Source organism: Labrys sp. 22185 (assembly GCF_052045555.1).
GTDB classification, from domain to species: domain Bacteria; phylum Pseudomonadota; class Alphaproteobacteria; order Rhizobiales; family Labraceae; genus Labrys; species Labrys neptuniae.
The window spans coordinates 1-4,420 of sequence record NZ_JBQEPH010000096.1; the positions used below are offsets into that span (position 1 = coordinate 1).

Here is a 4,420-nt window from a genome sequence, read left to right on the forward strand (position 1 = left end):
TCGATCATCCACCTCTTCAGCCCAGCCGAATGCGCGAAATACTTCCAGGCAGCGGGCTATGAACCAACTTAAACAAGATACGCTCTAGCGCCGCGCTTTCATTTCTCCGAGGGACGTTGCGATTTCTTTCACACAAAATGGGCCAAGAGCGGATGGACTTGCTCCGTGATTTTGGAGAGCGTTTTCGAGTTTACGCGGCCAGCCTCTCGAACTGAAGTGGGCTGATGAAGTTGAGCGCCGAATGGCGCCGGACGGGATTGTGGAAGCTGTCGATATAGCGGCCGATTGCGGCGGTCGCCTCGGCGCGAGTCTGGAAGGCGGTGCGCCAGACGAGTTCGCTCTTGAGCGTTTTGAAGAAGGTCTCGACCATGGCGTTGTCAAAGCAGTTTCCCTTGCCCGACATCGAGATCGGGAAGCCGTGCTTCCTCAGCTCCGCCTGATAATCGAGGGAGCAGTATTGGCTGCCGCGGTCTGCGTGGTGAATTAGCCCGGCGGCAGGACGCCGCACGGCAATGGCTCGGCGCAGGGCCGACAACGCCAGTTCCTTGTGGAGCCTGTCGCTGGTTGCCCAGCCGACGACACGCCGGGCGAAGAGGTCGATGACGACGGCAAGGTACAGCCAGCCCTCGCGCGTCCAGACGTATGAGATATCAGCGCCCCACTTCTGGTTCGGGCCGGTCGCGGCGAAGTCCTGGTCGAGGAGGTTCGGGGCGACCGGAAAGGCATGCAGGCTGTCGGTGGTACGCTTGAACCGCCGCTTCTGCCGCGCCTTCATTTCATTCTCGCGCATCAGCCGGGCAACGCGCCGGCGTCCGATCGACAGACCGTTGCCGCGCAGTTCGTGCACCATGCGCGGGCTCCCATAGGTCTCGTTCGACATGGTAAAGGCCGAGCGGACATGAGCGAGCAGCACCATGTCGTCGCGCAGGCGACGGCAAGGCCCTCGGCGCCGGCGATGTCGTAGTCTGCCTGTTACTCGTCGCAATCGCGATCCGAGCTGGAGACGAAGAGACGGTGGAGGGTGACCACGAAGATCGCCCGCTCAACCGGAAAGGCGGAACGCGGGACGCGAGGAACTTGTCGAGGGCCGCGTCGACACCGAGCCGCTGCCAGAGCCGGCCCAAGACGAGCGGCGAGCCGATGCGCCGCATGGAAAGGCTGCTCTCGCCGCCGGCCAAGGCCTCGAGCAGCACGATCTGGTCGACGAACTTGGCGCCGGAGGCCATCGGGGCCTCCAGCAGCCCCGAGGTCTGCAACTCATCAAGCCGGCCGAGCGTGGCGATCACGTTCTGGAGCACGGCGCCATCGACGCGTCGATTCTCGACGATCTGCAGATTGCGACGCGGACCGGACGCCTTGATGCAAAAGAACATGGCATGCTCACGCAAACCACCCCGCAGGAATCCTAAAAATGCGCCTCGCCTAAAAAACCTCCGAGGTATTTCTAAGTATTATTCCTCTCGACTGGGCAAAAATGATAGCATTGTTCAAGATTAAGATGTAGACTAGCCTATTTCGATGGGAGTCCGCATCCTAGCTACTTATAACCGAATAAAGCCCGCCTACCTTAAAAAGCAGCAAGCTCGGTGACGCTGTTCCATTTGCTTGCCGTGTTGCCGTGACCGACAAGACGGACATAGCGCGCAGTTTGGTCCGGAATATCATAATATTCCATCGCGTTCGTCGTCCCACTGCTGCGTGCTGAAAGCTGCTTGTTCCAAGTCACCCCATCGACCGATGTATCAAGATCAAATGCCGCCGTGCGGGAATCTCCTAAATAGAATGCGACGCCTATTTTGTGAATGACCTCAGAATTACCAAGATCTATCTGAAGCCACTGGTTATCACCTTCAGCGCTCCATCTGGTACTCAAATTCGAATCTGTTGCATTGCTTGCTGGATTTTCGCTTTGCGCGGCGCTTGCTTGGGTTGCCGCTATAGGCGACGAGCGGAGCTCAGGTTTAATTCTACGATAGCGTTCCAATGCCTGCGCCAGATAGAAGTCGCCCCAGGAAGTACCCTGATTATAGAGGCTATTTTTTTTGTGATATGCGGATTCCAGCAGAACGGCCTGGCTGTTGCTGTTCAAGACCGATGCGCCCTTGAGCATTGCGAGATAGGGAGTAGAAAGCAATGAGCTCAATCCTTCTTTGGCAGCTGTCAGATAGGTTGCAGAACGCAATGGATCCTTCTCGAGAACCGAGAGCTCGAGAAGTCCTGCGACTGCAATCGCGCCTGCAGAACTATCCCGCACTGGTGGAGCGCCCGATGTTTCATTCGGAGCGTTGAAATCCCAATAAGGAACTTTATCTGATGGAAGATGGGCAACGTAATAGTCAGCCATTTTTCGGGCTGTATCCAAGAAAATCGGTTCGCGGGTATATCGGTAGGTCATGGTGAAGCCGTAGATACCCCAAGCTTGACCTCTGGCCCATGTCGACTCGTTCGAATAGCCTTGTACGGTCTGTCGAGATTTTACCGAACCCGTTACAGGATCGTAATTCACAAGGTGATAGCTGCTTCCGTCTTCCCGAACATGATTTTTTGCTGCGCTCAAGGCGTGGTTCCGCGCTTGATCAAACAGATTGGATGGTCCTCCGTGGCGTGCCGCCCAGAACATGGTTTCAATATTCAGCATATTGTCCATGATCACCTGGAAATTGCTCGTGTCGGAAATACTCCCCCATGAGCGTGTAGCGCCTACCGTGGCATTATAACGTTTTGACAGGGACTGGGCAGCTGTGAGCACAGTTTGCTTGTATTGGTCGTTGCCGGTCCAGTCATATGCCGCCCGGAATGCCGGAAAAACCTTGAAGCCGACATCGTGGGTCGATGTATCTGTGGCCTGCCCCTTCATGCCTTCCTGCCACTGAAGACTGGATTGAAGCCAATCTCCTGAGAATTGCGCTTCAAGGATCCAGAATATCCCGGGATAAAAGCCGCTACCCCAATCGTTTGCCAAAGAATAATTCCACGCTTGCCGAACATCCGTTGTCGTCGTCGTCGGAAAACGCAACCTATCGCTGCGATCAGCTACGCCACGAGCTTGCTGGGCGACCACCGCCCAACCATTTCTAATCTTTACATCAAGATCATCCTCTGGCGGCACCTGATTTTCCGCCGATGCTGTAGGTGTAATAGGTTCTGATATAACCGAATTTTGAGGCACGGCTGGCACATCAAACAAAGGCGGCGTAAATTCCGTTTCCGCCATGGCTACGCCACTGACGGAAATCAGTCCTAAAGTTAATAAAGAGTGAAGCCTTCTCGTAAATCCTTGCGGCACCGACATCAATTCCTCCAGTTAAAGTTTATCGTTGTTACTTTGCGTGTGAATAAGAATTCGCGGCACAACAGCTCCGCCGCTATAAACGGTGAGGGCAAATCTCCATCGATCGCACTGGTCAGATCTTTGGCAGCATGAAGGCTTATCGCGTAAACAAGCGCCAGGAGTCGGAATGTTTCTTCCACACCCGCAGGGCCACGATATGCGAACTCGTGTTGCTGCCGCCTGGCAAAATGTTCACGGAATCGAAAACATAGCGAACCGACGCGATATCACCATCTAGGATAATAGTCTGATTGGAGACCTTCGGCGCCGGACCGAAGAGTTGGAGAGTACTGGCCGGTCCCGTTCGGTACACCAAAATCCTTAATTGCGAAGCCCGCCCGCACCCGACCCACTTGATTGATTCAAGCCGCCGCTTCCTCCTCCGAAAGAGCCTGCTGATCCGCTTGGATCGCCACGCCCTGGCCCGCCCAAAGAGGCGTCGCCCATCTGGCCACCCGTGACTGCATGAAGTTCAACATTTGACAATTCGAGCATTTGCAATCCTCGAAAAATTTTTCGTACCTTCTGATATTACAAACCGGAAGGATAAGCAGACTGCAATATAGGAAGCGGCGTCTCAAGATATCTTTTGAATGAGCACGTAAAAAAACTTAGAGTTTGTCTTGTTTAAGAGCACCTAACAAAACCATTTGTTAGCCGTGTTGGGGTGAGCTTGATGTCATGGCCAAGAAGCTCCTTCCCGATGCGTTGTGGACCGAAATCGCTCCGTTGTTTGCGCTTGATCTGCCGCGTCCGAAAGGCGGTCGCCCGCCGGTGGGCTCGCGTGAGGCGCTGATCGGCATCTTGTTCGTCCTGCACGGCGATCGCCTGGGAGCGCCTGCCCTTCGAGGTCGCGGGACACTCGGGCATGATATGCTGGTGGTGTCTGCGTGCTGGCAGGAAAGCGGTCTATGGGACCGCCTCCATCGGCACATGCTCGACCGGCTCAGCCTGGCCGGCCAGATCGACGGGTCACGCGCCTCGGTAGACGCCTCATCCGCGCCCGCCAAAAAGGGGTGACGCGGTCGGCCCCAACCCAACCGACAGGGGCAAGCCAGGCACCAAGCGCCACATCGTCGTGGATCGGGG

At 55.8% G+C, this 4,420-nt stretch carries 1 protein-coding gene and 2 pseudogenes; 1 reads left to right on the plus strand and 2 read right to left on the minus strand.

The features are described 5' to 3' along the window. Positions 1-190: 190 nt before the first annotated feature. Positions 191-931: pseudogene (locus ACTJKX_RS37865) on the minus strand (IS3 family transposase); the annotation flags it as partial. Positions 932-1,567: 636 nt separating this feature from the next. Continuing rightward, on the minus strand, positions 1,568-3,292 hold the full coding sequence (locus tag ACTJKX_RS37870; protein ID WP_440728473.1) for a discoidin domain-containing protein: 1,725 nt from the start codon (positions 3,290-3,292) through the stop codon (positions 1,568-1,570). 720 nt (positions 3,293-4,012) lie between these two features. On the opposite strand from ACTJKX_RS37870, the pseudogene ACTJKX_RS37875 reads away from it, so the two are divergent. Beyond that, a pseudogene (locus ACTJKX_RS37875) lies at positions 4,013-4,420 on the plus strand (transposase); the annotation flags it as partial.

What these genes read in the sequence shown, in the direction of transcription:
- ACTJKX_RS37870 (WP_440728473.1), bottom strand. Translation starts at nt 3,292, where the DNA reads ATGTCGGTGCCGCAAGGATTTACGAGAAGGCTTCACTCTTTATTAACT.